This window comes from Nocardiopsis sp. TRM 82005, assembly GCF_056312425.1.
Genome location: NZ_JBWDTQ010000027.1, coordinates 31,767 through 57,515, shown reverse-complemented (window position 1 = coordinate 57,515; position 25,749 = coordinate 31,767). Strand labels below are relative to the sequence as shown.

General features: G+C 67.1%; 27 protein-coding genes, 1 tRNA gene and 1 pseudogene. 18 read left to right on the top strand and 11 right to left on the bottom strand.

Annotated features, from left to right (window positions below):
* The first annotated feature begins 208 nt into the window (after positions 1 to 208).
* Positions 209 to 727, top strand: coding sequence for a lytic polysaccharide monooxygenase auxiliary activity family 9 protein (locus AC0T5L_RS21325; protein ID WP_476167230.1), 519 nt, complete (start codon positions 209 to 211; stop codon positions 725 to 727).
* 340 nt (positions 728 to 1,067) lie between these two features.
* Positions 1,068 to 1,412: pseudogene (locus tag AC0T5L_RS21320) on the top strand (cell division protein FtsK); the annotation flags it as partial.
* On the opposite strand, the gene AC0T5L_RS21315 reads toward AC0T5L_RS21320, so the two are convergent.
* Complete coding sequence (locus AC0T5L_RS21315) at positions 1,373 to 1,612, bottom strand: hypothetical protein (RefSeq protein ID WP_476167229.1); 240 nt, start codon at positions 1,610 to 1,612, stop codon at positions 1,373 to 1,375. The pseudogene AC0T5L_RS21320 and the gene AC0T5L_RS21315 sit on opposite strands and share 40 nt — an antisense overlap.
* A gap of 41 nt (positions 1,613 to 1,653) precedes the next feature.
* Here AC0T5L_RS21315 and AC0T5L_RS21310 point away from each other — a divergent pair, with 41 nt between their 5' ends.
* Entirely contained in the window at positions 1,654 to 2,196 is a 543-nt protein-coding gene (locus tag AC0T5L_RS21310; protein WP_476167228.1) for a replication initiator, read from the top strand.
* 273 nt (positions 2,197 to 2,469) lie between these two features.
* Here AC0T5L_RS21310 and AC0T5L_RS21305 read toward each other — a convergent pair whose 3' ends face one another.
* The 5 genes from AC0T5L_RS21305 to AC0T5L_RS21285 form a co-directional block, all read right to left on the bottom strand.
* Positions 2,470 to 3,474, bottom strand: coding sequence for an HNH endonuclease (locus AC0T5L_RS21305; RefSeq protein ID WP_476167227.1), 1,005 nt, complete (start codon positions 3,472 to 3,474; stop codon positions 2,470 to 2,472).
* 444 nt (positions 3,475 to 3,918) lie between these two features.
* On the bottom strand, positions 3,919 to 4,761 hold the full coding sequence (locus AC0T5L_RS21300; RefSeq protein ID WP_476167226.1) for a hypothetical protein: 843 nt from the start codon (positions 4,759 to 4,761) through the stop codon (positions 3,919 to 3,921).
* 5 nt (positions 4,762 to 4,766) lie between these two features.
* Entirely contained in the window at positions 4,767 to 6,032 is a 1,266-nt protein-coding gene (locus tag AC0T5L_RS21295; RefSeq protein ID WP_476167225.1) for an AAA family ATPase, read from the bottom strand.
* Positions 6,008 to 6,580 carry a flavoprotein gene (locus AC0T5L_RS21290; RefSeq protein ID WP_476167224.1) on the bottom strand — a complete coding sequence of 191 codons (573 nt, stop codon included), beginning with the start codon at positions 6,578 to 6,580 and terminating at the stop codon, positions 6,008 to 6,010. Before AC0T5L_RS21290 ends, AC0T5L_RS21295 begins: the two co-directional genes overlap by 25 nt.
* Entirely contained in the window at positions 6,573 to 7,985 is a 1,413-nt protein-coding gene (locus AC0T5L_RS21285; RefSeq protein WP_476167223.1) for a helix-turn-helix domain-containing protein, read from the bottom strand. The genes AC0T5L_RS21290 and AC0T5L_RS21285 overlap by 8 nt, the downstream gene beginning before the upstream one ends.
* 380 nt (positions 7,986 to 8,365) lie before the next feature.
* Here AC0T5L_RS21285 and AC0T5L_RS21280 point away from each other — a divergent pair, with 380 nt between their 5' ends.
* The 9 genes from AC0T5L_RS21280 (at position 8,366) to AC0T5L_RS21240 (ending at position 15,730) form a co-directional block, all read left to right on the top strand.
* Entirely contained in the window at positions 8,366 to 8,719 is a 354-nt protein-coding gene (locus AC0T5L_RS21280) for a hypothetical protein (protein WP_476167222.1), read from the top strand.
* Positions 8,719 to 9,150 carry a hypothetical protein gene (locus tag AC0T5L_RS21275; protein ID WP_476167221.1) on the top strand — a complete coding sequence of 144 codons (432 nt, stop codon included), beginning with the start codon at positions 8,719 to 8,721 and terminating at the stop codon, positions 9,148 to 9,150. The genes AC0T5L_RS21280 and AC0T5L_RS21275 overlap by 1 nt, the downstream gene beginning before the upstream one ends.
* 209 nt (positions 9,151 to 9,359) lie before the next feature.
* Positions 9,360 to 10,100: a GntR family transcriptional regulator gene (locus tag AC0T5L_RS21270; protein WP_476167220.1), complete on the top strand. Its 741-nt coding sequence runs from the start codon at positions 9,360 to 9,362 to the stop codon at positions 10,098 to 10,100.
* Positions 10,101 to 10,214: 114 nt separating this feature from the next.
* Positions 10,215 to 10,619: a plasmid replication, integration and excision activator gene (locus AC0T5L_RS21265; protein WP_476167219.1), complete on the top strand. Its 405-nt coding sequence runs from the start codon at positions 10,215 to 10,217 to the stop codon at positions 10,617 to 10,619.
* A gap of 107 nt (positions 10,620 to 10,726) precedes the next feature.
* Positions 10,727 to 10,933: a hypothetical protein gene (locus AC0T5L_RS21260; RefSeq protein WP_476167218.1), complete on the top strand. Its 207-nt coding sequence runs from the start codon at positions 10,727 to 10,729 to the stop codon at positions 10,931 to 10,933.
* Positions 10,934 to 10,978: 45 nt separating this feature from the next.
* On the top strand, positions 10,979 to 12,409 hold the full coding sequence (locus AC0T5L_RS21255) for a cell division protein FtsK (RefSeq protein ID WP_476167217.1): 1,431 nt from the start codon (positions 10,979 to 10,981) through the stop codon (positions 12,407 to 12,409).
* 205 nt (positions 12,410 to 12,614) lie between these two features.
* On the top strand, positions 12,615 to 14,291 hold the full coding sequence (locus tag AC0T5L_RS21250) for a replication initiator (protein ID WP_476167216.1): 1,677 nt from the start codon (positions 12,615 to 12,617) through the stop codon (positions 14,289 to 14,291).
* A 49-nt stretch (positions 14,292 to 14,340) separates the two neighbouring features.
* The gene (locus tag AC0T5L_RS21245) at positions 14,341 to 14,496 is read left to right on the top strand and encodes a helix-turn-helix transcriptional regulator (protein WP_476167280.1); all 156 of its coding nucleotides are present in this window, start codon (positions 14,341 to 14,343) and stop codon (positions 14,494 to 14,496) included.
* Positions 14,497 to 14,530: 34 nt separating this feature from the next.
* A complete protein-coding gene (locus AC0T5L_RS21240; RefSeq protein WP_476167215.1) occupies positions 14,531 to 15,730 on the top strand; it encodes a tyrosine-type recombinase/integrase in 1,200 nt (399 codons plus the stop codon).
* Positions 15,731 to 15,846: 116 nt separating this feature from the next.
* On the opposite strand, the gene AC0T5L_RS21235 is transcribed toward AC0T5L_RS21240, so the two are convergent.
* A tRNA-Pro gene (locus AC0T5L_RS21235) sits at positions 15,847 to 15,920 on the bottom strand.
* Between the two features lie 74 nt (positions 15,921 to 15,994).
* The gene (locus AC0T5L_RS21230) at positions 15,995 to 16,915 is read right to left on the bottom strand and encodes a metallophosphoesterase (RefSeq protein WP_476167214.1); all 921 of its coding nucleotides are present in this window, start codon (positions 16,913 to 16,915) and stop codon (positions 15,995 to 15,997) included.
* A gap of 98 nt (positions 16,916 to 17,013) precedes the next feature.
* Here AC0T5L_RS21230 and AC0T5L_RS21225 point away from each other — a divergent pair, with 98 nt between their 5' ends.
* Positions 17,014 to 17,469 carry a GatB/YqeY domain-containing protein gene (locus AC0T5L_RS21225; RefSeq protein ID WP_476167213.1) on the top strand — a complete coding sequence of 152 codons (456 nt, stop codon included), beginning with the start codon at positions 17,014 to 17,016 and terminating at the stop codon, positions 17,467 to 17,469.
* 154 nt (positions 17,470 to 17,623) lie between these two features.
* Here AC0T5L_RS21225 and AC0T5L_RS21220 read toward each other — a convergent pair whose 3' ends face one another.
* Complete coding sequence (locus tag AC0T5L_RS21220; protein ID WP_476167212.1) at positions 17,624 to 20,008, bottom strand: penicillin-binding protein; 2,385 nt, start codon at positions 20,006 to 20,008, stop codon at positions 17,624 to 17,626.
* A gap of 440 nt (positions 20,009 to 20,448) precedes the next feature.
* Here AC0T5L_RS21220 and AC0T5L_RS21215 point away from each other — a divergent pair, with 440 nt between their 5' ends.
* Entirely contained in the window at positions 20,449 to 20,772 is a 324-nt protein-coding gene (locus tag AC0T5L_RS21215; protein WP_476167211.1) for a WhiB family transcriptional regulator, read from the top strand.
* Between the two features lie 4 nt (positions 20,773 to 20,776).
* Here AC0T5L_RS21215 and bagB read toward each other — a convergent pair whose 3' ends face one another.
* Positions 20,777 to 21,925, bottom strand: coding sequence for an ATPase BagB (gene bagB, locus AC0T5L_RS21210; RefSeq protein ID WP_476167210.1), 1,149 nt, complete (start codon positions 21,923 to 21,925; stop codon positions 20,777 to 20,779).
* A complete protein-coding gene (gene bagA, locus AC0T5L_RS21205; RefSeq protein ID WP_476167209.1) occupies positions 21,922 to 22,968 on the bottom strand; it encodes an ATPase BagA in 1,047 nt (348 codons plus the stop codon). Before bagA ends, bagB begins: the two co-directional genes overlap by 4 nt.
* Positions 22,969 to 23,118: 150 nt before the next feature.
* Here bagA and AC0T5L_RS21200 point away from each other — a divergent pair, with 150 nt between their 5' ends.
* From AC0T5L_RS21200 to AC0T5L_RS21185, 4 genes are all read left to right on the top strand, one after another.
* Positions 23,119 to 23,292, top strand: coding sequence for a DUF4177 domain-containing protein (locus AC0T5L_RS21200; protein WP_013156298.1), 174 nt, complete (start codon positions 23,119 to 23,121; stop codon positions 23,290 to 23,292).
* Complete coding sequence (locus tag AC0T5L_RS21195) at positions 23,292 to 23,753, top strand: RidA family protein (protein WP_476167208.1); 462 nt, start codon at positions 23,292 to 23,294, stop codon at positions 23,751 to 23,753. Before AC0T5L_RS21200 ends, AC0T5L_RS21195 begins: the two co-directional genes overlap by 1 nt.
* Before the next feature lie 77 nt (positions 23,754 to 23,830).
* Entirely contained in the window at positions 23,831 to 24,748 is a 918-nt protein-coding gene (locus AC0T5L_RS21190) for an NUDIX hydrolase (protein ID WP_476167207.1), read from the top strand.
* A 90-nt stretch (positions 24,749 to 24,838) separates the two neighbouring features.
* The gene (locus AC0T5L_RS21185) at positions 24,839 to 25,645 is read left to right on the top strand and encodes an MBL fold metallo-hydrolase (protein WP_476167206.1); all 807 of its coding nucleotides are present in this window, start codon (positions 24,839 to 24,841) and stop codon (positions 25,643 to 25,645) included.
* Positions 25,646 to 25,749 lie beyond the last annotated feature (104 nt).

The window sequence follows — 25,749 nt, the reverse complement described above, 5'->3', positions numbered from 1 at the left end:
GTGTAGTGATGGTGTCCTTACCGTCTTCGGCAACAGGTGGAAGGAAAATCCGGGGACGCCCGGAGTTTCCGGACAATGCCGTCCGACGTCCGCAGGAGGAATATCCGAACCCTGGTGGACGGCCTCCGCCCGCCTGGACCGGAAACGGTCCGGGTCACCCCGCTACGACCCCCATCCGGGATCGTGACCCGAAAGAAGGGCTTCCCCCATGAAGATCCGCAGCAGAATCCGCTCCCTCGCGGCCGTCGCCGCCGCCACCGCGCTGACGTTCACCCTGATGCCCGCGGGCGTCGCCAGTGCCCACGGCTACGTCTCCGCGCCCATGAGCCGCCAGGCGCAGTGCGCCGCGGTCATGGTCCAGTGCGGCGGCATTCAGTGGGAGCCGCAGAGCGTCGAGGGCCCCAAGGGCCTGATGAGCTGCTCCGGCGGCAACTCCCGCTTCTCCGAGCTCGACGATGACGACCACGGCTGGCACGTCACCCAGGTCGGTACCTCCCTGACCTTCACCTGGACTCTCACCGCCATGCACTCCACCGCCAACTGGGAGTACTTCATCGGCGGTCAGCGCGTCGCCAACTTCAACGACAACGGCGCCCGCCCGCCGTCGACCGTGCAGCACACGGTGGACCTGTCCGGCTACAACGGTAGGCACACGATCCTGGCCAGGTGGAACGTCGCCGACACCAGCAACGCCTTCTACTCCTGCGTGGACGTCAACATCCGCTAGGAACGTCCCGGTCCCGGCCCCGGCCCCGGCCCCCGCACCCGGGCTGGGAGGGGCCCTGGGCCCCGGGTGCGCCAACAGGACGATCGCGGCGTTTCCCACGGCGTGCGAACAGGATTCACGGCGTTGGGCGTAACGCACCGCGTACGTGCCGTCGAGGCCGATGCCTCGGCGGCACGTCGCCGTCCTGGCCGGGGTGGCTCCCGCGGGACGCGGGCGCGGACGCTTCGACCCGCCCTCCTGCTCCCTCGGACAACCCGCTGCCGACGCTGCCGGTGTACACGATCGCCGGGGGCAGAGGTTCGGGGAGGCGGCGCGGCGCTCGGCCCCGAGGGACACGAACATCGCCACCCTGGCCTCACGGGGCCGCTCGGTCGGCTTCGCTGTGCTGGCCGCGTCGCAGGACCCGCGCAAGGAGGACGTGAACCTGCCCAACCTCTTCCCGGACAAGGTCGCGCTTCGGCTGGACGAGGCGTCCCAGGTCGACATGATCCTCGGGGAAGGCGCCCGGGACCGGGGCGCGAACGCCCACCTGATCGACCCGGCCTTGCCCGGCGTGGGCTACGTCCGTGTGGAGGGCTCACCGGCCCCGGACCGGGTCCGGGCCGCCTACGTCTCCAACGACGACATCACGGCTATGACCGACGCCTACGGGGCGGGCTTGTCGTGCGGCGGTGAGGTGGCCTGACGTTCCAGGTACTCACACATCGAGCGCCGGTACTTATGGGTGTCACGAAGCAGGAACCACAGGAACAGCAGCCAGCAGAAGGGGAGAACCTTCCAGCGGCCGTCCTCGAAGGCCCACATCCACCAGCCCAGGAAGGGGATGAAGACGAGGCACCCAACCCAGTGGAAGATCATGCCCGTCTTCGGCCGCTTGGGATTCACGCGGTGCGGTCCTTCCGTCCTCTACTGGTGGGGGTGGGCTGTTGCCGACGCCTACCGGTAAGACAACCCGTGCCGAACGGCTCGCGCAACCGCTGGCGCGTGAGGCGGCCGAACAGGTCGCGGCCGACCACGGCGTGTGTATCCGCCCCGTGGCCCTTCGACGCACCGACATCGCGACCGGTGCCCCCGAGGTCATCGACATCCCCTGCGGGTCCACGCTGGAATCCCGGTGCCCGGTCTGCGCTGAGGTGGAGGGCAAGCTCGTGGAGCAGTCTCCGAGGACGGGCAAGAGCCGGGCCGTCCCCATCCCCGCGTCCCTCGTCGCCGAACTGCTTCCGCTCGTGCGGGGCCGCGCGGAATCGGATCCGGTGTTCACCACCAAGCGGGGGAGTGAGGTGCGTCTCCGCAACTGGCGCAACCGTGAGTTCGGCAAGGCGGTGAAGGCGGCGGGCCTGGACGGGCTCGGGCTGATTCCGCACAAGCTCCGCCACGCCGCGGCGTTCACCTCGGCCGCCGTGGACTGTGGCGGTGACCACCGCTCAGCCACGGGAGCACCATGCCCCGGATCGATCGCGGGTGCCTGACGCACGCGCACGAGAAAGGCCCGCCTTCGGTGGTTCGGAAACCACTGAAAGCGGGCCTTTGACCAGGGATAACAGCCCCTAGTCGCTCTGTCGGGGTGGCGGGATTTGAACCCACGACCTCTTCCCGTACCGGGGCCCTACGGTGGCCTGTGGATCGACCTCGGAAACTGGCCCTGACCTCGCCGTTCGCCCCGGTCGCTTCTCGTCGTTCCCGGGGCTCTTCCGAAGCCATGTGCACTGAATGTGCACTGCGTTGGGGCGTCCGCGGTGCATTCACACCTGGAACTGGCGCTGCTCCTCGATGAGGGTACGGAGCTGTTCGACGGTCAGCCAGGGCTTGGACACGTGGATCATGCGGTGGCAGTTGGCACACATCAGCGCGAGGTCCTGGAGACGTGTCCGACTCTCCCCGATGTGGTGCAGCGGAACGATGTGGTGGACCTCGATGTAGCTGCTGCCGCGGGCACCGTAGGTCCTTCCGAAGTCGAAACCGCACGCCTCACAGGCGATGGGCAGGCCTCGGGCTCGGGTCTGGTCAATCTTTTGCGTGCGGAGCTTGCGGTTGCGTTCACGGGCGTAGTGCTTGCGGATGAGCAGACGGCCCTCTGGCGCGCTGATCTCCTCGTCCGGTTCCTCCTCCTCGAAGGCGGGCAGCTCGGCCAGCTCGCCGGAGAGGACGCCTTCACGGATGCCCTTGGCCGCGGCGTGCATGCGCTCGGGATCTTCGAGGAACGCTTGAAGCACCTCCCGGTCGAGCTGGCCGCCGTTGGTCCGCGCTCCGGTGTGGTCTGGGTGAGCGGTAGCGATGTCGTGGGTTTTGCGTCCGACCCCGTTTGGGTTGCGGAAGGTGGGTGCTCGTTCGCTTTCAGGGTGGAGTGGGAGACGCTGTAGAAGCTCGGAAAGATTGATGACTTCCGGCTTACTTGCGTCCATCCCCTTCCAACCGTTCCGGGCTACCAGGTCGCAAGCCAGCACGAGTTCGTCCCAAGCCCAGTTCGGATTTCGAGTGGATTTGACCTCGAAGCCGAGCTTCTGGAGCTTCTTTGCGACGGTTGCTGCTCCGCCTGAGAACTTCGAAGCAGGGAGTAGGTCACCATGGGCGTACTTGTGCGCTACTCCGCAGATGGCTTTCGAGTCGTACTCCTTGCCTTCGTGGAGCAGCTTGTACGAATGCGAGGGCTCGAACCCGTAGGTGTTTAAGAAGACGTCCTGTCCGAGCTCGTCGTACTCGGCCATCGCCTTGAGAACCGCGTCCTGTGTGATGTCCGCCAGACTCATGACGTCAGCTTAGAGGCGGATGATGACACGTATGGGTGAGATGCGGCGGTTGGAGGGTTCCTGAGGTTCGTGCTCGGAGCACCACGGAATTCGGGCCGAGGCGCCCGGTAGCGCCGGGATCGGTCACCCAAGGCAGTCGTATCCGCGCTACCGGGTGACTCGGGGACTGAACACAACATCAACCATTGGTACTCAAAGCCCTGCGGAACGGGTATGCCATGGTCACCATGAAGACTCCGGGAAGCTCTGGCCCCGCTCGCCGTACGGGCCTGTTGGAGATCCGGCATGTGGCGTGCGGCCAACGGCCGTGAGCTCGGGACCGGGCGGCAGCCCGCAGCCCGAGCGGCGGCCGAGGGCCGCTGCGACGGCGCTCGCGCCGTCGCCTTGACCCGATACAGCCCAATTCGGCAAAGCCATTCAACATGATATATACCATGGGAGGTATCAGTCTTTGTTTGCCAAGTAATCTATCACGCGACCAAGGTTAGGGTATTTGTAAATTGACTCTCTGTCAAAATTTAACCACATAAAACGGCCTGCATCGTCAATTTTAACTTTCATGGCATTGAGTTGCTTTGTCAATATTGCCATGAAGTCTTTTCCGTGGACAACGTTATTGTCGTCCAAGTTGGAAAGCTTGCTTTTAATTTCCGCAAGCTTGTTGCTTAATGGGCTGAGTTCAGAAAGGCCTACTGATGCTGCTTGTAGGAGAGACTGGAGTGCGCGAGTCTCATCGAATGATATCCCTCCTCGTGGATTGCAATTTAGTTGCTTTGTCCATGAGTTTTTCCCGACTGGAAGTCCCAGGTTTTCGCTCTCAGAGAGGAACCTGATCGCCGCTATCGAGCGAGAGGCTGCTATTATTTGAGGGTAGAGTACAGACGCAGATATGTGATCAATGGAACATCCAAGTCTAAGTGTTTTGTCTAGGTTTTCGATAGATATTACATAAGATTCAATGCTGCGAAAGTCTGTCAGCCAGACATTTTTCGGATATCTTCGATTTTTCTGGCTGAGGTAATCTGAGTCTGCATCGATCAATCCTCGAACATTGGACACCTTGTTCTCGATGTCAGATATAAATTTGACAATCCTCTCTCGGTTCCCCCCTTCGTTAACTTCTGGCGTATCGATCATTTCTATGGTTATGATCATTGAGTTATCGTCTATCAAGTCTCCTGCAAGCCAACCCAGAAAAGACTTGTCTCTCGATCCTTCCACGTATAGCTCACGGCGTTTTGGATCCATCATGTGCGCAGCGATGACAGCTTGAGGAGGGCGGCGCATAGTTTTTACTTACCCTCCTTGGAGAGCCTTATCATGCTCTCTGGGTACTCCCCTGCGATGTCTGGAGAGTGGGTAGTCAATATGAGTTGGGGGGCGGCTCCGGAAGCGCATCGGAGCAAGTTTTTGACGAGCATTCTTTGCCATTCGATGTGCATAGAAAGTTCTGGTTCGTCGATGGCTATTACAGTGCCACGGCGTCGTGTCGTTAGTGCTGATACCATAAGATAGAGAAGCTGATATTCTCCTGAGCTTAGGCTTGACTCATGGAGAAGAGTCCCGCCATGACCTCTTATTTCTACACCAGCCCGAGGGCTAACTTCAATTGTTTTGTCAATCAAAAAGCTCTTCATGACATTTTCGAATGTTAGTAGCCTCTGGGCAACCAGATCTCTGGCGTTCATGCGCGAAGATAGAAACTCCACGTATGTGTTCAGGACTACAAGGGCATATTCGTTGGTTTTGTCATCACCCAAGTCTTCTAGTAGCTCTAGAATGGTTCGGTACTCCCATTTATCTGTAGGTATCCCTAGGCGCCTATGTACCCTTTCAAGGTCTCGAATTCTTGAGAGTTCCTTTTGTATTTCTCTCTGTGAGGGTTTGGTCTCCTGGGATTGCATATCTTTGAGGTTCTGAACTATTTTCGGGAATAGATCGGGTTCCCGCGTTGTGAAGAACTCCCTGTAGTCTATTAGGGCGTCTCGAGTAAAGTTTCTAACTCGTGATGCCAAGGAGCGCTCTTCCCTATGCCTCCGTGTTCTACGTGCAATCATCTCCCTCTCGCGCATCCTTATTGCCGCGCTTGGGGCGTATTCATAACCGACCGGGCTGATCATTTCAGTTTCGTAGATGCGGTGATTTGCGCGCTCGGCTGGAAGAAATGAGAGGGACACTCCCATGGTTTGTTCAATGAAGTGCTCTCGAAACTCCTCCATTGCATTATTGCTTGATATTTCTTCTGCCTCCCAGGCGGGTAGGGTTAGAGTTTTACCACTAAAGCTAAAATGAAGCCCAGTGGATGCCCGCTTAACTTGGAATCGACGCCTGTTGTCAAAGCGTAGTGTGCATGTTTCAAATGGGGTTGAGAAGAATATATCAAAGTCTAGCGACATGATTCCGTTTAGCATTTTCAGGAGAGTTGTTTTTCCTATCCCATTCGGCCCGTGGAGAATGGTAATAGATGGCGTCCCTTCCTCTTCTCCCGGGGTTGGAAAATTCACAGTATGGTTGTACTTCCCAAAAAGGCCTTTTACTTCGAGGCTCCGAAGTTGCATTGTATGCTCTCATTCAATTTGAGTGTGGCTTTTTTCCAGAGTTTCGAGATTTCCCGGCTCTCTCCTTCTCCGGGCTCGTGGTAGTAGTTACTTCCGATTTCTGAAAGAAAAACAATCCCTTCTTCCATCAGGGATCTGATGCTTTTCTTTAAAGGTTTTCTTTTTCCGTAGGCACAATTTACGAAGGGGAGGATGATGGTAGGTACGCCAAGGCCAATCGCCTCGTTCACCACGTCCAACACATAGTTGTCGGCGATCCCATTGGCCAGCTTGTTGATCGTGTTGAACGTGGCCGGGGCGATGACGATGGCATCTGCCTTGGGAGAGCGAGGGTCTCCTGGCGAGCGGTGCTGGCTCCGCACGGGCCGGCCGGTTTGCTTCTCCAACGCCTCAACGTCGATGAAACCCACCGCTGATGGTGTGGCCATGACCTGAATGGTCCAACCCTGCTCTTGAGCCAGATCCACCAGCGTGCCGACATCCGAAGCCGGACCTGCCGCGCACACCACCACGTAGAGAGTCTTCTGCTCACTCACTGAGTCAGGCACCGACCCTTTCCGCTAGTTCGCTGACGTTGTCGTACAGATGACCACTTGCCCTGGTACGGATGTCGTCGATCAACTGGTGCACCACCGGACGTGCGGTCAGCTCCTCGCTCGCCATCTCCTCGGCGGTGCGCAACGCCTGATACGCGTGCTCGGTCTTGCCCCATTGCTGATACGCGCGGGCCGCGTCGATGAACAGCGTCACCCGGCGTTCCATGACGTCGATGTTGTCCAACCGCACCTGGCGTGCGTAGTCGATCGCGCTGCCCGCGTCGCCCAGCTCGACGGCCGCACTCACCCGGTGCAGCAGGACGTTGGTCGGACCGAAAGCGGTCCACTGGTAGTTGAAATCTCCACCGAGCCGTTCACCCGCGTCGTCGGCCTCGTCAAGCAGACTGAGCGCCTGGCCCCGGTCCTCGCGCTTGGCCGCAGAGACCGCGCCGCTCAGGAGAAGCGCTCCGTACACCGACAGCGATTCTGGTGTGGCCTCGTCCGTGGCGCTGTCCACCCGTTCGGCGGTGCTCGTCGCCAGTTCCGTCGCGGCCTTGTAGTGGCGCTCACGCATCAGTGCCCGAGTGAATGCCCTGGCGCTCGCGCCCACGATCGCGGGGGTCTCACTGTTCTCGGCCGCACGCATGCTTCGGTCGGCCGCGAGGTAGGACAACCCGCGCTCCTCGCACTTGAGCAGGAGACTCGCCGCCACGTGGTACGCCTCCGCCCGAAGTGCGTGCACTTGGGAGAGGTCGTCGTCCTCCACACCGGACACCGCGTCATCCAGGCCGCGTAGCAGTTCGGGTAGCCGTTTGGCCACCGCCGTGTAATGGCACGCCTGGTATCCGGCCTTGGCCGCGTGCGTCCGCTTGGCAAGCTCGCCGAGACTCGTTGCCGCTCGCACAGCCGACCGGCGGCCCCCCGCGTACCTGGTGAGTGCTGCGGCGATCTCGTCCATGTCCAGCACTGAACCTGTGGTGGCCTGGAACAGGGCGGTTCCGGCCAGTCCGACGAATGCGCGACGTCGCACCTTCGCATCCTCCCCCGGGCCTGGGCTCCTGGGCGCGGGTCGCCTCGGCGATGCCGAGGACTCCGCGCTGTCGGATCCAGTGAACGTGCCGGGGTTCTTCGGTGCAAGGCCGAACAGCATCCGCGCGCGGTCGGGCATACCGAAGCCATCGGCGATCCGCTCGTACACCTCGAAGGCCGTGACGGTCTTGCGGCCGTTCAGTACCTCGCTCACCCGCCCCTGTGACAGGCCAGTCGCCGCCGAGATCGCCATCTGGCTCGCACCACCGTACTGGCGCCCGAACTGGAAAAGCGCCTGGACATCGCGCTTTCTCAGGAACTCCGCCGTGTGCTCGCGTTCCCATGCCCACGACGGGATGCTGATCCGGCTCGTCGGGTGTCCCGGCATCGTGACTCCTCGGCGGTGCGAGTGCAGGGGGACGGCCAGTATCCCCCCTTGTCATCCCGAGGAGGAATGGGTTTCGGGAATCCGAATCGGGATTGTTGGCCTCATGGACAGCAGCAGCGCAACCACGTGCAGGTCATGTCGCGGACGGGGCTGGAAGTCCGTCCGCCCTCGGCGCTTGGTCGTCGTTCGGGTCCCCTCCGATACGGAGCCGACCAGGCGTACCGCGATGTGCCCCTTCTGCAAGGGGACGGGACAGAGCTCCGCCATGGCGTCTCCGTCCCATGGCAGTGGTCTCGCCTGCTGATCCATGACATGACAGACCCCCGCGACGCGGTGGAAGGCGTCCGGGGGCGCGGCCAACCTGAGGAAAGCAGGCTGACGTGAGCGACCTTATCGCCCTGGTTCGGGCTTGGGTGACTCTGATTCGACCGAAACGACACGGCAGGCACCACCGCACCGGCCCTCGGCCGTACTACCTGCCCACACCCGCGCGGGTGGAGCTGTGGCCCGCACCGGAACCCATCGTGATGGACGGCGCCGACCCTCGCGCCTACTCCCTCCAGCGCGGCCCCTACACCCATCTGGAGAACCGGCGCCGCATGCAGCGGGCCGAACGGGACCGGCGGGGGATTGACCTGCTGATGCAGATTGCGCGTTCGACTCCTGCTCTCGATGGCATGGCCGAGTTGCGTGATCTGGTGCGTACGGCTATCGCGGTCGGGGCGGTGCGGTGATGAACGCGGATGCATATGAGCCCGTAGCTGGCCGCGAAACGCTGACCGAGTGGGCACGGGAACAGGGTGTGCGGGTGCGGGTGGCCTGTGAGGACTGGGAGTCCATCACCTACGAAGCCGTCTCACCCGGCCTGGACGGAACCGCGGTGGTGCAGCGGTACCGGTGCGTGCTGCCTCCGGCTATGGCGCTGCGACGCCTGCGGCTGACCTACATCGTTGGGCTCTGGCACGACGTGGGCGGGGCGGCGTGCAACCACGTCCGCCGAGTCGTGCCCCCGGTGCTCTCCTCAGCGGACGAGGCGGCCCGCCATGACGTGTCGCTGGTCGCGGCGGCTCTGGTGGAGGCCGAACGCCGGAATGTGTGCGGGGCCACGGTGGACAACCTCACCGTCTACACCGTGCAGCGCGCCCAGTACTGGCGGCCCTACTGAAAGACCCCCGCGTGCCCTGACGTCTCTTCGAGACCACGGGGCCCAGGGCACGCGGGCCTTCCCCTCTTTCACGGCGACGTGTACGCCTCTGCGGTGTGCTTTCCGCCGTGCTCCCTGGCCAGCGGTGGGGTTCATATGTGCCCCTACCTGCTGACAGGGACAGTCAACCCAAGTAAGCTACTCGATCACACGAGTACTAGAGTCACCAGGTGGACATCATGTCGAGTCTGGAGTTCGCTCCGCCCAAGTACGTACAGATCGTGCGGGCGATCCAAGAGCGCATCGAGGACGGTACCTATCCGGTGGGGGAGATGCTTCCCTCCGAGTCACGGATGGTGCGCGAGTTCGGGGCCGGGCGCTCCACGGTGGTGCGGGCCTTGCAGATCCTGAGCATGCAGGGGTGGATCGACCGTGAACACGGACGAGGCTCCTTCGTGCGCGGCGTGCCCCAGCAGGGCTCCGAGCGCTCCCATGCCGGGGCCAGTGCCTTCGACGCCTCCGAGGAGGCTAAGAAGAGCCGCATCCTGATCGCTGGACGCGCCCCGGTGTCCGCTGCCGTTGCTGAGGCAATCGGTGTGCCTGAAGGCTCCCCGGCCATCATGCGTCAACGCCTGGTCCTGGACGAGGGCGAACCCAGTGAGCTGGTCACTCTGTGGTTCCCCTTGGACGTGGCTGAGGGAACCGACCTGGGCGAAGAGCAGCCGATCAGCATCGGCGCACGCGAACACGTGCAGATGGTCAAGCAGCTCCGGCCCTCCAAGGTCGTCGAACGGCTCTGCGCACGCGTGGTCACCAGTGCCGAACGCGAACTCCTGGGTTTGGGCGAAGGTACTCCGGTGCTGGGCATCACCGCGCGGATACTGGATGCCTCAGAGAAGGTGATCGCGGTCGCCGAGGTGGTGCTCCCCGGTGACCTGCACGAACTGGAGGATTCCTACCCGGCCGTGTAGGCGCGGGCAGAACACCGGCCACTTATCTGCTTGTCTGATCAAGTGTGGCCGGTTATTCTGAGCCTCTACTTGACCGATCGAGTGGTTGAGTGGTCATGAGAGGAAGGCTGAGAGATGGCTATTCAGGGTGCGTTGCCGGTGGCGTTCGGCACGGTGTTCCCGCACGGTGCGTTCGCGTTGGGGGTGGAGGCGATCACCGACTTCGAGACCAAGCGCCCCCAACTCGACAAGGAGACCGGTCTTCCGCTGTGGGCGGTGGACGTGATCGACGCCGATCCCGAGGCGCGCGGTAAGGCCAAGTCGGTGAAGGTCAAGGTCGCCGCCGAGGTGTGCCCCACCCTGCCCGACGAGGTTCCCGGCCTGCCGTTCCGCCCGATCGAGTTCGAACAGATGGCGGTCATGCCCTACATCGACGACAACGGACGCCGTCCCCGGGTGGCGTACTCGCTGCGAGCCCGTGGCGTGAAGGCTCCCGGCGGCGGTGGTCGCCGTGCCCCGGCTGCGAAGGATGCCGCCTGACCCTGCCCCAGACGTGAAAGCGGGGCGGCCTGGTGCTGCAACACCTGGGCCGCCCCTGAATCCCTCCCCAAGCCCTTGCACAAGCTTCGTGAAGAGGTGTCTTCAGTATGTCCGATTACCCCCGTGACCTGTCCGGGTTGAGCGGCCCGGAATTGGTCCGTCTGCTGCTGGACGCGACCAACCCCCCACCCACCACCGACGCTGAGCGGGTGGAGTTCTTCGACTTCAAGGCCCGTGTGTTCGCCACGATTGCGGACCGGGACGAGAACCCCCACCGCTGCGCGATTCGCCGCCCGTGCCCGTGCCGACCGTGACCGACTCCTGGCCCAGATCGAGGACGAGAACCGGGGTGGCCTGTGATGATGCGACAGCCCAAGATCGGTTCCGCCCAGTCCTCTCCGACCCTGCCGACCCCGGCTCAGGGGGTGCGGTGGACGACCCCGATCGTGGAAACCCCCGGCATCGTCGTCCTGGCCTCCTGGATTTGGCGGCTCCTGCGTTTCCTGGTCACGCTGCCCTTCCGATTCCCCGTCATGGTCACCTGCCTGACCGCCTCGGCGGGGGCCTGGTGGTGGCTGGACTGGCCCGGCCTCGCCTCGCTGTGGGGTGCCGCTGCCGTGGTGTCCCTGGTGTGGTGGCGGACCTGGCCGGACTCCTACCGCACTTGCGTCACCCTGCGTCTGCTGGCGTGGTGGCGGCATGTGGCGGTGTACAAGCGTCACTGGCAGCCGGTGTTGGTGATCTCCGGGTTGGCCGAGTCCTACCAGAAACGCCGTTACCTGCCCCGCATCCGCCGAGTCCGGTGTAACTCCTGGGCCGACTACGTCCGCGTCTCCCTCGTCGCTGGCACCGCCCCGGCCGACTTTGAACACCGCGTGGCCGAGCTGGCGCACGGCTTCGCCGCCCCCTCCTGCCGCGTGGTCGTCAACGGTCCCCGGGACGTCACCCTGGAGTTCCCCCGGCGTGACACCTTGGCTGAACCCCTCGACGCCCTGCCCGTGTCCGACTCCCCGGACCTGGACGCGCTCCCGGTTGGGCAGAGGGAAGACGGCTCCCCGTGGTTGTTGCGGTTGCACGGAACCCACGTGCTCGTGGTCGGGGTGACCGGGGCCGGCAAGGGGTCGGTGATCTGGTCCACCGTGCGGACCATGCTCCCCGCCCTGGCGGACGGCACGGCGCAGGTGTGGGCGATTGATCCCAAGCGTATGGAGCTGGCCTACGGGCGGGACCTGTTCGCGCGCTACGCCGACACCGGGGAAACCGCGGTGGCCCTGCTCGAACGTGCGGTGGCCTCGATGCAGGAGAGGGCCGAACGCTATGCCGGAAAGCAGCGCTCTCACGTGGCCACGGTCAATGACCCGTTCGTGGTCGTGCTCCTGGACGAGGTCGCCTTCCTGACCGCTTACCACCCCGACCGCGACATCCGGCGTCGGGCGGAGAACGCCATCGCCACCCTGACCTCACAGGGACGTTCGGTCGGCTTCGCCGTCCTGGCCGCGTTGCAGGACCCGCGCAAGGAGGTCATGAACCTTCGGAACCTGTTCCCGGACAAGGTCGCCCTGAGGTTGGACGAGGCGTCGCAGGTGGACATGGTCCTCGGCGAAGGCGCGAGGGAACGGGGTGCGGAAGCGCACCTGATCGACCCCGCGCTTCCCGGGGTGGCCTACGTCCGTCTGGAGGACTCTCCCTCCCCGGTGCGGGTGCGGGCTGCCTACGTCTCAGACGAGAACATCACGGCCATGACCGACGTCTACGGCGCGGCTTCGTCTTCCGATCCGGAGGTGGCTTGATGGGTGTTGGCCCGTGCCTTCCTACGCCTGTACCACTCGGCCCACGCCAATACCAGAGCCAACCACAGAACGACTCCGATCACGTGTGTTGGAAAGTCGACAAACTGTATGAGCAGCATCGTGGGCAGTACGCACAAGAGTATGAGCCGAAAGCGGCGTCGTTCGTCCATAGACAAGGCTTTCGTGCCTTCCGGGTGGTGGTCTGATGCCGACTCCTACCGGTAAGTCGACACGGGCCGAACGGCTGGCGCAACCCCTGGCCCGGGAGGTCGCCGAACAGGTCGCTGCCGACCACGGCGTGTGCATCCGCCCCGTGTCCCTTCGACGCACTGACCTCGCGACGGGTGCCAGTGAGGTGATCGACGTTCCGTGCGGCTCCACCCTGGAATCCCGCTGCCCGGCCTGCGCGAAGCGCAAGCGGTCGCTGCGGCGCACCCAGTGCGAAGAGGGCTGGCACCTGGCCACCGAACCCGTCGTGGAACCTGACCCGCCCACTCAACAGCAACGGGCCTGGGTGGAACAGCGTGCGATGGTCACCGCCGAACGCGACCGCCTCGCCGCCACGGGGGCCGCTGACCCGGAACAGCTCTCGGCGCTGGATGCGGCGATCGCGGACCTGGACGAAGAGGTCACCGCCTCCGGCCTACGCGGCTCCATCACCCGCTCCGCTGACTCCTCGGGCTCGTCGGAGGCGCGTCGGGTCCGCTCGACCAAGCGACGTCAGGACGTCCCGGACCTTCCCAAGCGACCCATGACCCGCAAGACGGTCGGGCGCGCCTTCACCGACCCTGCCTCGGGGAAGGTGTTCCGGCCCTCGCTGTTCATCACGCTCACGTTGGACTCCTACGGGCGGGTGCGCTCTGATGGCACCCCGGTCGACCCCTCGACGTACGACTACCGGCGGGCCGCTCGGGACACCCTGCACTTCTCCAAGCTCATCGACCGGTTCGTGCAGAACCTGCGCCGAGTGGCTGGGTTCGATGTCCAGTACTTCGCGGCCGTGGAACCCCAACGACGGTTGGCCCCGCATCTGCACATGGCCACACGCGGCACCATCCCCCGGGTGGAGCTACGGCAGATCGCCGCCGCGACCTACCACCAGGTGTGGTGGCCTGCCGCCGACACGGTCCGCTTCAAAGGGGACCACCTGCCCGTGTGGGACGAGGACGCCCGAACCTACCTCGACCCCACCACCGGGGAAGTCCTGCCCACCTGGGACGAGGCACTGGACACCCTCGATGATGACCCGGACGCGGAACCCTTCCACGTGGTCCGCTTCGGCCGACAGGTCGACGCCAAAGGGGTCGTAGCGGGTTCCGAGGACGCCAACCGGTGCGTGCGCTACCTGGCCAAGTACATCGCCGACTGCCACCAGGTGGAGACGATCTCCCAGGAACAGCACGTGGACCGGCTCCTGGAGGCGCTGCGCTTCGAGCCCTGCTCGCCCCGGTGCGCGAACTGGCTGCGCTACGGCATCCAACCCCAAGACCCCAAGGCCGGTCTGCGCCCCGGGTTCTGTCGGTCCAAAGCCCACCGCCGCGAACACCTGGGTTACGCGGGCCGCCGCGTCCTGGTCTCGCGCAAGTGGTCGGGCAAGACCCTGGCCGATCACAAGGCGGACCGGCTCTCCTGGGTCTTGGAAACCCTCGGCGTCGATCCCGCCAACGAGGACCAGGCGGACGAGGAGAACCGGCCTCCGGTGCTGGCCTCGGTCTCCTCGGGCTCCTTCGAATGGGAGTTGGCCAAACCCACCGACCCCGACGTGGCACCCCGGGAACAACGCCTCCTCCGCGCGGTGGGAGAAGCCCTCAAACGCCGCGCCCAACTCGACGCCGCACGGCAGAACGAACTTTCGGCAACTCCGGAAACGAGAGCCGCATGACCCCACACCCACCACCCCGACCGTTCCCCGGCTCCGTACCGACTCTGCTCTGTGGTCGGTCACGGACACAGCCGCCTACCTCCGTGTGCCCGCCAAGACCCTCTACGAGTGGCGCTACAAGGGCGACGGTCCCCCGTCCCATCGGATCGGCCGGTACGTGCGCTACGTGCCCGCCGAGGTCCGTGCCTGGGTCACCTCCCGCTGACGCCACCCCACTCCACCCCCCGAAAGGAACACTCATGGCCCGTGCGTGGGTCTACGACCGCACCAAGGACAAGGCGTACGTGGAGGCGGTGAGAAAGGCCAGGGCGACCAGGCGCACGCCTCCCGCGCGCTGGATGGTCCGCTACTACGACCCCTCCGGCAAGATCAAGAGCGGTGGCACCTTCAAGAAGAAGCCGGACGCGGAGAAGAAGCAGACCGAGATCGAGAACAGCCTGCACGAGGGCAGTTACCGCAATCCGCACGATGCCAAGGTCACCGTGGCGGAGATGGCCGAGAAGTGGCTGAGCACGCGCACCGACATCAAGCGGTCCACCTGGTGGAAGTACCGGGGGCTCTTGGACGCGCACGTGCTGCCGCGCTGGGGAGAACTCCCGATCTCGGCGGTGTACTCGGAAGACGTCGCCGTGTGGGTGGCCGAACTCCAGAAGCCGCAGGACGAGGACGGGGCCAACCTCGGGGCCTCCCAGACCCGGCACGCCTACGGCGTCCTCTCCATGGTCCTGGAGTGGTGCGTTCCTCGACGGCTCCCGGCCAACCCTGCCCGGGGTGTCCCACTTCCGAAGCCGAGTGAGGCCGAACACGTCTACCTCGATCACCTCCAGGTGGAGGCGCTGGCGGACGCGGCCGGAACGCTGCGTACCAAGTACGGGCAGATCGCCGCCGCCGCGAACATCAACCGGCCGCTGATCCTCCTGCTGGCCTACACGGGCCTGCGCTTCAACGAGGCCGCCGCGCTGCGCGTGGGGCGGGTTGATCTGGACCGACGGCGCATCCGGATCGTGACGGCCTTCGCCGAGGTGGAGGGCAAGCTCGTAGAGCAGTCCCCCAAGACGGGCAAGAGCCGGACCGTGCCCATTCCCGCGTCCCTCGTCGCCGAGCTGCTTCCGCTCGTGCGGGGGCGCGCGGAATCCGATCTGGTGTTCACCACCAAGCGGGGGAGTGAGGTGCGTCTCCGCAACTGGCGCAACCGGGAATTCGGCAAGGCCGTGAAGGCGGCGGGCCTGGACGGGCTCGGGCTCACACCGCACAAGCTCCGGCACACCGCCGCGTCACTGGCCATCGCGGCCGGGGCGGACGTCAAGGTTGTACAGGCCATGCTCGGCCACGCCACAGCGACGATGACCCTCGACCGCTACGGGCACCTGTTCCCCGACCGCCTGGACGAGGTCGCCGAAGCCATGGACGCCGCCCGGCTGCGGGTGCTCGCCGCCTGACCAACAGACCGACCCCGACCCCCGCCATGTGCAATGAATGTGCACTGCGGCCCTGAGGGCTCGGAGCCCACAAAACGAAGAACGGGTGCCCACCTGCGTGGACACCCGTTCCTTTGTCGGGGTGGCGGGATTTGAACCCACGACCTCTTCGTCCCGAACGAAGCGCGCTACCAAGCTGCGCTACACCCCGAAGCAACGTCCCCAAGTCTAGCGGACGTCAGGAGTGCTCGGGCACGCTTTTTCCGGTTGTCTCCAGACGGGCCCTCAGGAGGCCGCCACGAGGTCCAGCAGCGCGGCCTCCGGCCGGCAGCAGAACCGAACCGGCGCGTACGGCGAGGTACCCAGGCCGCCGGACACGTGCAGCCACGCGTCCTGGTACTCGTGCAGCCCCCAGGCGCGCCTGCGGTCGATCCCGCAGTTGGTGACCAGCGTCCCGTAGAACGGCAGGCACAGCTGGCCCCCGTGCGTGTGCCCGGCCAGGAGCAGCTGGTAGCCGTCCGCGGCGAACCGGTCCAGGTTGGACGGCTCCGGGGAGTGCAGCACGCCCAGGCGCAGGTTCGCCGACGGGTCCGCCGGTCCGGCGACCTCCTCGTACCGGTCCAGCTTGATGTGGGAGTCGTGTACACCGGCCAGGGCGACGTTCAGACCGCCTGCCTCCAGCGCGCCCTTGCGGTTGTTCAGGTCCAGCCACCCCGACGCGGACATGGCCGCGCCCAGCTCGCGCCAGGGCAGGTCAGGCACCCGGCGCTTGCCGTAGTCGTCCTTGCTCGTTCGCCACAGGTAGCGGGCCGGGTTCTTCGGCTGCGGGGAGAAGAGGTCGTTGGACCCGTACACGAACGCGCCCGGCCGCTCCAGCAGCGGTCCCAGGGCCTCGGTGAACGGTCCCACCGAGTCCGGATGCGCCAGCGAGTCGCCCGTGTTGATCACCAGGTCCGGATCGTGGGCGTCCAGCCCCCGGATCCAGTCGATGAGCATCTTCCGCCCCGGCGTCAGGTGCGCGTCGGACAGGTGCAGGATCCGCAGCCGCGGGCTGCCGGGCGGCAGGAGGGGCAGCTCGTAGCGGCGCAGCCGGAACCAGTTGCGCTCGATGACCGAGGCGTAGGCCAGGCCCGCCGCCCCGACGGCGCCCGTGACCGCGGCCGCGCGCCCCACCCGGCGTAGGAGTCGTCTGTTGTCGGCGCCCATCTTCCTCCTTCGTCGTCGGAACGATCGTCGCAGACCCGGCGGTGCACCCGCGCGCAAACCGTTGGTGGGGCGGTCGCACGCCGCCATAGGATCAGTCCATGTCCGAACTCAAAGAGCGCCTCAAGAACGACCTGACCACCGCCATCAAGGCGCGTGACAAGGTGCGCACCGGCACCCTACGCATGGTCCTGGCGGCCATCTCGACCGAGGAGGCGTCCGGTTCCGCCCAGCACGACCTCGGCGACGAGGAGGTCACCCGGCTGCTGACCCGCGAGGCCAAGAAGCGCCGTGAGGCGGCCGAGGCGTTCGAGAAGGGCGGCCGGCCCGAGCAGGCCGAGGCCGAGCGTGCCGAGAGTGAGGTCATCTCCGACTACCTGCCCGAGCAGCTCACGGACGAGGAGCTCGCCGGGCTGGTGAGCGAAGCCGTCGCGGAGGCCGGCGCCGACGGCCCTCGGGCCATGGGCCAGGTCATGAAGGCGGTCAACCCCAGGATCGCCGGTCGGGCCGAAGGCTCCCGGGTGGCGGCCGAGGTCAAGCGCCAGCTCACCGGGTGACCGGGCCGGGGAGGACCGGGTCACGCTGATCCGGTCACCGGTACGGCTCCCGTGGTGCGGGCTCCGCGCGCGTTCGGCGCACCCGCCGAGCCGCGCCCGGCACGCGAAGGGGCGGCGGTGCCCGGCACCGCCGCCCCTTCACCGCTCGTCCCGCCTACTCCTCGTTCCTGACCGTGGGAGTGGACGCGGGCCCGACGGGGAACCAGTCCTCGTCGTTGTCCAGATCGCTGGCCGTTTCGCCGCCCCGGCTCAGGAACACGTTCACCGTGGCCCCGTCCGGCAGCCGCGTACCCGGATCCGGGTTGACCGCGGCCACCGTGCCCGCCGCCTCGGGGGAGCGGACCCGGGTCCCGGACACGTTGACCGTGTAGCCCGCGGCCTCGAGGGCGCTCACAGCGGCTCCCTCCGACAAGCCGATCACGTTCGGCACACCGCCTTCGTCACTGGCCTGGTCGGCGTCCTCGTCCGAGTCCGACGACGGCGGAGGCGGACCCGACGTCGAACCGAACTGCGAGGGCGGCGACGGCAGCTGCTCGACGTCCAGCCCCTCGTGGGCGCCCTGCATGGTCTCCTCCCAGATGGGGCCGGGGATCGTCGCCCCGTAGACCACGCTGTAGTACTGGCCGCCGATGGTGACGTTGCGCAGCTTGTGCTGCTGGGGGCCGCGCGGGTCACCGACGAAGACGGCGCCGGCCATCTGCGGGGTGAAACCGGCGAACCAGGCGGCCGCCGACTGGTCGGTGGTGCCGGTCTTGCCCGCCGCCGGACGGCCGATGTTGATGTTTCCGGCGGTGCCGCCGTTGAAGGGCTGCGTCAGCAGGTAGCTGACCCCGTCGGCGACCTCCTCGTCGATCACCCGCGAGCACTCCGGCTCGATCTCGATCGTGGTGCCCGCCTGGTTGTCCTCGATCCTGGTGATGGCCTGCGGCTCGCAGTAGATCCCGCCCGAGGCGAAGGTCGCGTAAGCGTTGGACACCCGCAGCGGGGAGACCTCCTCACTGCCCAGCGTGAAGCTGCTGTTGGCCAGTGAGCTCTCGTTCTCCGTGAACAGAGTGCCGTCCGCGCGCTTGAGCCCCAGGGTCTCGGCCATCTTCATCACGTCGCAGATGCCCACACGCTCCTGCAACTGCGCGAAGAAGGTGTTGGAGGACGCCTTGGTCCCGGAGATCATGTTGTGCGTGGTGGTGGAGTTGGTGTCGCCGGCGTTGCTGGGCTCCCACGTGTTCAGGGAGCCGCCGTTGCAGCTGCGCTGCCCGGAGATGGACACCTGTGAGGGGGAGTTGAACGAGGTGCTGAACGGCAGCCCCTCGTCCAGCGCGGCCGCCAGGGTGAACGCCTTGAACGTCGATCCGGCCTGGAAGCCGTTGCTGCCGCCGCGGTCGGCGTCGGTGGCGAAGTTGACGGAGGTCTCGCCGAGCTTGCTCTCGTCGGGTCCGTAGTCGCGGCTCTGCACCATGCCGAGGATCTGGCCGGTACCCGGCTGGATGACGACCTCCGCGGCCACCTTGCGGGACTCGTTGTCGCGTGGCACCCACTCGTCCACCGCATCCTGCCCGGCCTGCTGGGTCTGCGGGTCCAGCGTGGTGTGGATGTCCAGGCCCGCGGTGCGCAGCCAGCGGGCCCGCTCGGTCTCGTTGGGGCCGAAGCGCTCGTCCTTTTCGATCTCCTGGACCACGTAGTCGCAGAAGAACGGCTGGTCGCTGGGCACACAGCCGTTGGGCGGGGTGGACAGGTCCAGCTCCATCGGCTCTTCCTTGGCCTCCGCGGCCTCGGCCTCGGTGATGGCGTCGGAGGCCACCATGCGGTCGAGCACCACGTTGCGTCGTTCGACGGTCTGCTCGGGGAAGAACCGGGGGTTGTACAGGTAGGGGTAGCGGACCAGGCCCGCGATGGTGGCGGCCTGGTGCAGTTCCAGGTCGCTGGCGGACACCTGGAAGAAGTGCTGCGCGGCGGACTCGACGCCGTAGGCGCCGTCGCTGAAGTAGGCGATGTTGAGGTAGCCCTCGAGGATCTCGTCCTTGGACATCCGCTGCTCCAGGGCCACTGCGTAGCGCAGCTCCCGGATCTTGCGGGCGATGGTCTCCTCACGCGCCTCGTCGAGCTCCTCCTGGGAGGTGGCCGACTCGACCTGCACGTTCTTCACGTACTGCTGGGTGATGGAGGAAGCACCCTGGGTGTTTCCTCCCATCGTACGGACGGCGGCACGCAGCGTGCCCGCCACATCAAGCCCGCCGTGTTCGTAGAAGTGGGCGTCCTCGATGGCGAGGATCGCGTCGATCATGACCGGCGAGACGTCTTCGATCTCGACCAGTTCCCGGTTCTGGTCGAAGATCTCGGCGATGACGCCGCCCTCGCTGTCGTAGATCGTCGATCTCTGCGGAGGCGGCGGAGTCTCCAGGTTGCCGGGCATGTCCAGGAAGCCGCTGGCGACGTTGCGGGCTGTTATCCCCAGGCCCCCGACCGCTGGGAGTGCGAGAGCGGCGACGAGGAGACCCGCGATGACGCCGACGACAAGCAGTTGGCTGATTCGTTGAAGCAATGTCCCCTGACCCACCCCATCAGACTAAGTGACCACGAACGCGTGAAGTGGTGCGATGTGGAACGGATAGTGCGCGAACGCGCCGAAACGCCCGCGCTGTACCGCGGGCTGCGCCCCCATGCCATCTTTTCATGCTTATCGCAGACCAATCGCTACACGGTTCGGTGCTGCGAGGGTCTGCCCACCTGATGCGGAGAGCTACCGAGCCCCCACGCAATGGCCCGGACGGGCCATATTCAGTGAGACGGAAAGTGGGCCGATCGGGTTCTGTCGGCGCGGCGTTCAGATCCGTAACTTCTAGGCAACGGGGGTGGACGAAACGCACCCCACGCGGCAGCGGGAGCCTACCGTGTCCGCCTCACCGGTCCGGGACACACGGGGGTCCGGTGTTCCGGGAGCCCGCTGACGCCCGCGAGGGGGCGCACACAGGGGAGTAGGGCATGTGGACCGACCAGTGGACGACCAGGGCACTGTGCCGACGTGTGGACCCGGACGCGCTGTTCGTCCAGGGCGCGGCGCAGCACAGCGCCAAGCTCATCTGCCAGGGGTGCCCGGTACGCACCGAGTGCCTGGCCGACGCCCTCGACAACCGGGTCGAGTTCGGGGTCTGGGGAGGTATGACCGAGCGTGAGCGGCGCGCGTTGCTGCGCAAGCACCCCGGCGTCACCAGCTGGGAACCGCTCCTGGAGGAGGCCGACCGCGAGGGCGGGGGCGGCCTCACGGCCCACGCGGCCGCGCGCGCCGCCAGCACGTCCGCGGCCTGACCGGTCAGCGGTCCGGTACCGCGCCGGCCAGCGCCTCACCGATCCCGCGCAGCCCCGCCAGGTCGTGCACGTCCTCGGGCAGGGCGGCCACCTCGGCCACGCGCACGCCGCCGTGCGTGGCCAGCAGCGTGTCCCGCAGCCGACCCTCGCGCTCGCGCGCGAGGACCCTCTCCGAGTGCAGCCGCAGCGCCGCCGACGCCAGCGGGTGCGCGCCCGAGCGCTCCAGCGACTCCGCGGCCGCCGCCGCCTCACGCGCGCCCAAGGCCGCCGCGGGGCCCTCGGGCAGCGGGTGGGTCCGGTTGACCACCAGTCCGGCCAACGGCATGGCGTCGGTGGCCAGCCGCTCCACGAAGTAGGACGCCTCGCGCATCGCGTCCGTGTCCGGGACGGCCACCACCACGAACGCCGTCCCCGGCGTCTGGAGTAGCCGGTAGGTGCGCTCCGCGCGCTCCTGGAACCCGCCGAACACCGTGTCGAACGCCGACACGAAAGACCGCAGGTCGTCGAGGAACTGGGCCCCCACGATCCTGCTGACCGCCGAGGTCACCAGGTTGAACCCGGCACCGAGCAGCCGGAACGCCCCCGTGCTGGCCGGTGCGCTCAGGAAGCGGATCAGGCGCCCGTCCAGGAAGCGGCCCAGCCTCTTGGGCGCGTCCAGGAAGTCCAGGGCGGACCGGCTGGGCGGGGTGTCCACCACGATCAGGTCCCAGGCCCCCGACTGGCGCAGCTGGCCCAACTTCTCCATGGCCATGTACTCCTGCGTGCCCGAGAAGCTCGTGGAGAGGGTCTGGTAGAAGGGGTTGGCCAGGATCTGCCGGGCCCGCTCGGGGTCCGCGTGCTGCTCCACGACCTCGTCGAAGGTCCGCTTCATGTCGAGCATCATCGCGTGCATGCTGCCCGTGGTCCCCTCGGGCAGCGGCACCGGGCGCGGGGTGTTGTCCAGCGACTCCAGCCCCAACGACTGGGCCAGCCGCCGTGCCGGGTCCACGGTGATCACCACGGTCCTGCGGCCGCGCTCGGCCGCGCGCAGCCCCAGCGCGGCGGCGGTGGTGGTCTTGCCGACCCCGCCCGCGCCGCAGCACACGACGATCCGTGTCCCGCGGTCGTCCACGAGCGCGTCCACGTCCAGCCGTTCGGTGGCCGCGGGGTTCACCGGCCCACCCCCTGCTCGGCCAGCCGGCGTGCCAGGACGTCCAGCGCGGCGCGGCCCACACCGCCCTCCAACAGGGGCAGCTCCATCAGCGGGCGACCCAGCTCCTCCAGGCTTGAGCGCACCCGGCGCTCAAGCAGGACCCGCAGCGCGTGCGCCCGGACCTCTGCCGCCAGTGCCGCCGAGAGCTCCCCGGGGCTCTCGAGCCGTGCCTCGCTCAACCCGGCGGAGAGCGTGTCCAGGTCCGGCCCCCCGTCCGCGGCGGCGGCCAGGTCGGTCTCGTCCAGTAGCGGCGGCCGCACCATGTTCACCAACACCATGCCTAGTCTGAGTCCCAGCCCACGGATCGCGGCGATACCGTCCCGCGTCTCCTGGGCGGGCATCTCCTCCAACAGGGACACGAAGTGCACTCGTGTCTGGTCGGAGCGGATGACCTCCATGACCCGGTCCGCGTGGTTGCGGATCGGCCCCACCCTGGCCAGTCCCGCGACCTCGGAGTTCACGTTGAGGAACTGGGCGATCCGTCCGGTGGGCGGCGCGTCCATCACCACCGCGTCGTAGTGGAAGGGAGCCGTCGACGGAGCGTCGGAGGGTTTGCGGCGCGGGCCCCGGCGCCGGCGCACCGCCTCGGTGGCCTTGCCGGTGAGGAGGACGTCACGCAGCCCCGGCGCGATGGTGGTGGCGAAGTCCACGGCCCCCAGCTTGTTGAGCGCCTGACCGGCCCGGCGCATCCCGTAGAACATCTCCAGGTACTCCAGCAGCGCCGCCTCGGCGTCGGCCGCCAGCACGCACACCGTGCCGCCACCGGGCGCGGAGATCATCTCCCGCTCCTCGTAGGGCAGCGGAGGACCGCCGAGGAGGGTGGCGATGCCCTGGCGGCCCTCCACCTCGACCAACAGCACCTTGCCGCCGCCGGATGCCAGTGCCCGCGCCAGCGCCGCGGCCACCGTGGTCTTGCCGGTTCCGCCCTTCCCGGTGACGATGTGCAGTCGTGCTCTTGTGCGCCTCCCGTCCGGAGGCTGCGGTCCGTGCTCGCCCTCGCTCACTCCAGGCAGTCTATGCGGGCGTCCGGGAGGGGCCGGGGCCGCGTCGGGGTGGACGCGCGAGATCGCGCGGGTGAGTAGGGTGGCGGCGTTGACGTGCGGCGCCCGGCCTGTCAGGTGCGGGCCGCCGGTGACCGAACAGGGGTAGGACGCATGAGCAAGTGGGAGTACCAGACCGTGGCGCTGTTGTCGCACGCCACGAAGCAGATTCTGGACAACTGGGGTGCCGACGGCTGGGAGCTCGTCTCGGTCGTGCCCGCACCGCTGCCGGAGGGCACCGACCCCCGCAACCAGCAGTACGTGGCTTACATGAAGCGTGAACTGTGATGGCCACACCCGAGGAGCGGCTCTCCGAACTGGGGCTGACCCTGCCCGAGGTGGCGGCGCCCGTGGCCTCCTACACGCCGACGGTGCGCAGCGGCGACCACGTGTACGTGTCCGGCCAGCTGCCGTTCGTGGAGGGCAAGCTGCCCGCCACGGGCAAGGTGGGAGCCGAGGTCAGCCCGGAGACCGCGCAGGAGCTGGCGGCGATGTGCGCGCTGAACGCGGTCGCGGCGGTGCGCGCCGAGGTCGGTGACCTGTCCCGCGTGGTCCGGGTGGTGAAGGTGGGCGGCTTCGTGGCCAGCGCCCCCGACTTCACGGGCCACCCCGGCGTGGTCAACGGTGCCAGCGACCTGCTCGCGCAGGTCTTCGGTGACGCGGGCGTGCACGCCCGGGCCGCCGTGGGCGTGGCCGCCCTGCCGCTGGACGCCCCGGTCGAGGTTGAGATGATCGTCGAGGTCCGTTGAGCGGTCCGCCCCTGCGGGGTGAGGACCTCCGGGCCGCGGCGCGGCTTCCCGACCCCGAGACCCAGGAGGGTACGTCGATGCACAACGGCCCAGTGCCGAACGGCGACGAGCAGGGCGGTCCGGCGCACGGAGGGCGGGACGGCGCCGCCGCTCCGCCCCGTCCCGCCGCCACGGTCATGCTCCTGCGGTCCGCCGAGGGCGGGCGGGCCGCGGCGGGCGGTCCCGACCGGAGCGGGGCGGCCACGGACAGCCGCATGGAGGTTCTGCTCATGCGCAGAGTCCGCTCCATGGGGTTCGCGCCGGGCGCCTTCGTCTTCCCCGGAGGCAGGGTGGACGAGCGGGACGCCGACGGCGGTGTGCCCTGGACCGGACCCGGCCCCGAGGAGTGGGCGCGCACGCTCGGCACCGATGTGCCGATGGCGCGTGCGCTGGTGTGCGCGGCGGTCCGCGAGACCTTCGAGGAGACCGGCGTCCTCCTGGCCAGCGAGCCCGCTCGCACGGGCGGGGAGGCCATCACCCTCGACACGGACACCGAGGAGTGGGAGCGGGACAGGCTGGGCCTGATCGACCGCTCCCGCTCCTTCACCGAGGTCCTGTCCCGGCGCGGCCTGGTCCTGCGTGCTGAGTGGCTGCGCGCGTGGTCGCGGTGGGTCACCCCGCGGGCCGAGCAGCGCCGCTACGACACCTGGTTCTTCGTCGCCGAACTCCCCCCGGGGCAGGCCCCGCGCGACGTGGGCGGCGAGGCCGACCTGACACGGTGGACCGACCCGGCCGGGGTCGCCTCGGAGTGGGAGGAGGGCCGAATGCCGATGCTGCCGCCCACGGTGGCGTCCTGCGCCGAGCTCGCGGACTGCCGGACCCTGCGGGGCGTGCGGGAGGCGCGACGGGATATCGTCCCCATTGAACCGGTTCTCCGGAAGATTGACGGTCAGATCCGCGTCGTCCTGCCGAACGGGGTCGACTATCCTCTGCCGAAACCTGGCGCGACCCCCTGAAGTGCCCCGAACCACGGCGCGGACCGCCAGGCGGGTTCCACGCCCCCGGCCGTTCTCCCCGGTCCGGTTCGGCGAGCGAAGCGAGGTGCGATGAGGATCGATGGTTCCGGGACACTGCGCGCCAGCTGCGTACTGTGCCCCAACCCCAGCCCGATGACGTTGGAGGGCACCAACACCTGGATCCTGCGGGAACCGGGTGCACGCGGGGTCGTGGTCGTCGACCCCGGGCCCCACGACGAGCGCCACCTGGAACGGGTGGCGCGCACCGTGCAGGAGCAGGGGGCCCAGGTCCTGATGGCCGTGGTGACCCACCGCCATCCCGACCACGCTGAGGGCGCCCGGTACTTCTCGGAGCTGACCGGCGCGCCGGTGCACGCGGTCGACCCGGCGGTGCGGATCAGCGGGCACGGCCTGACCGACGGCGAGGTCCTGGAGGCCGACGGCCTGGAGGTGCGGGTGGTCGCCACCCCGGGGCACACCGATGACTCCGTGTGCCTGATGGTGGAGGCGGACAACACCGTCCTGACCGGTGACACCGTCCTGGGGCACGGCACGACGGTCATCGACGGCGACGACGGCCTGGGCCGCTACATGGACTCGCTGTACCGGCTGCGCGGACTCGTGCGCGAGTACGACGTGCGAACCCTGTTGCCCGGGCACGGTCCGATCCTCACGTCCCCCGCCGCGGTGCTGGACTCCTACGTCGACCACCGCGAATCGCGTCTGGCCCAGGTCCTGGAGGCGGTCCGGGCGGGCGCGACCACGGTCGAGGCGATCGTCGACCGTGTCTACCCCGACGTCGCCGAGCAGATCCGGTTCGCGGCGGTCTCGTCGGTGCGCGCCCAGCTGCGCTACCTGTCGTCGCGGGGTGGACTGCCCGAGGGCGTCGAGCTCTGAGCGGCGCACCCGGCCGCGCGACGATGAGCACGCCGTCCGGGCGGTCCCCGGCCCGGGAACGGAGGGAACCCGGGCAGCGCTGTGGCCGCTCACCCCTGGAGGAG

Bases quoted from the DNA above. Each gene is read 5' to 3' on its own strand.
- AC0T5L_RS21305 (WP_476167227.1), bottom strand. From the start codon at position 3,474: ATGAGTCTGGCGGACATCACACAGGACGCGGTTCTCAAGGCGATGGCC.
- AC0T5L_RS21230 (WP_476167214.1), bottom strand. From the start codon at position 16,915: ATGGGCGCCGACAACAGACGACTCCTACGCCGGGTGGGGCGCGCGGCC.
- AC0T5L_RS21250 (WP_476167216.1), top strand. From the start codon at position 12,615: ATGCCGACTCCTACCGGTAAGTCGACACGGGCCGAACGGCTGGCGCAA.
- AC0T5L_RS21295 (WP_476167225.1), bottom strand. From the start codon at position 6,032: ATGCAACTTCGGAGCCTCGAAGTAAAAGGCCTTTTTGGGAAGTACAAC.
- AC0T5L_RS21195 (WP_476167208.1), top strand. From the start codon at position 23,292: ATGGCCACACCCGAGGAGCGGCTCTCCGAACTGGGGCTGACCCTGCCC.
- AC0T5L_RS21275 (WP_476167221.1), top strand. From the start codon at position 8,719: ATGAACGCGGATGCATATGAGCCCGTAGCTGGCCGCGAAACGCTGACC.
- AC0T5L_RS21200 (WP_013156298.1), top strand. From the start codon at position 23,119: ATGAGCAAGTGGGAGTACCAGACCGTGGCGCTGTTGTCGCACGCCACG.
- AC0T5L_RS21325 (WP_476167230.1), top strand. From the start codon at position 209: ATGAAGATCCGCAGCAGAATCCGCTCCCTCGCGGCCGTCGCCGCCGCC.
- AC0T5L_RS21185 (WP_476167206.1), top strand. From the start codon at position 24,839: ATGAGGATCGATGGTTCCGGGACACTGCGCGCCAGCTGCGTACTGTGC.
- AC0T5L_RS21190 (WP_476167207.1), top strand. From the start codon at position 23,831: ATGCACAACGGCCCAGTGCCGAACGGCGACGAGCAGGGCGGTCCGGCG.
- AC0T5L_RS21215 (WP_476167211.1), top strand. From the start codon at position 20,449: ATGTGGACCGACCAGTGGACGACCAGGGCACTGTGCCGACGTGTGGAC.
- AC0T5L_RS21265 (WP_476167219.1), top strand. From the start codon at position 10,215: ATGGCTATTCAGGGTGCGTTGCCGGTGGCGTTCGGCACGGTGTTCCCG.
- AC0T5L_RS21285 (WP_476167223.1), bottom strand. From the start codon at position 7,985: ATGCCGGGACACCCGACGAGCCGGATCAGCATCCCGTCGTGGGCATGG.
- AC0T5L_RS21240 (WP_476167215.1), top strand. From the start codon at position 14,531: ATGGCCCGTGCGTGGGTCTACGACCGCACCAAGGACAAGGCGTACGTG.
- AC0T5L_RS21300 (WP_476167226.1), bottom strand. From the start codon at position 4,761: ATGCGCCGCCCTCCTCAAGCTGTCATCGCTGCGCACATGATGGATCCA.
- AC0T5L_RS21260 (WP_476167218.1), top strand. From the start codon at position 10,727: ATGTCCGATTACCCCCGTGACCTGTCCGGGTTGAGCGGCCCGGAATTG.
- AC0T5L_RS21255 (WP_476167217.1), top strand. From the start codon at position 10,979: ATGATGCGACAGCCCAAGATCGGTTCCGCCCAGTCCTCTCCGACCCTG.
- AC0T5L_RS21225 (WP_476167213.1), top strand. From the start codon at position 17,014: ATGTCCGAACTCAAAGAGCGCCTCAAGAACGACCTGACCACCGCCATC.